We start from the raw sequence: 281 nt of genomic DNA, 5'->3' as shown, positions 1-281 counted from the left end.
CGATTGTGCAAGGTGACGTACAGCAGGGCATGGCTGCAGTAAATGCTATGAAGCCAGATGTTAGCGATCCAGATTTTGCGTTTAAGCAGCAGCGATATGCTCAAGTTGCCAGTAAGTTTGCGCAGGTGCAGAAGGCAAGGGAGGATGATCCAGGAGCGTGGCTTCTTCAGAACTCTCCAGTCATCAAAGATGTCTATAACCAATTTTCTCAACGCCAGGTCACCGGTGAATTCTTTGCATCGCGAATTCAGGCCGAGAAAGAGCGCTTAGGAATACGTAGC

1 protein-coding gene is annotated in these 281 nt (G+C 49.1%); it reads left to right on the top strand.

Going from position 1 to position 281, the window contains the following annotated elements; all coding sequences use genetic code 11:
* Positions 1 to 29: 29 nt before the first annotated feature.
* Positions 30 to 281, top strand: a 252-nt coding sequence (locus RMT89_RS42470; protein ID WP_315889104.1) for a hypothetical protein, incomplete at its 3' end; no start/stop codon positions are given.

Source organism: Streptomyces sp. P17, assembly GCF_032436805.1.
Classification (GTDB): Bacteria; Actinomycetota; Actinomycetes; order Streptomycetales; family Streptomycetaceae; genus Streptomyces.
Note: the sequence above shows the minus strand (reverse complement) of the source record. Positions and strands in the feature narration are given on the sequence as shown.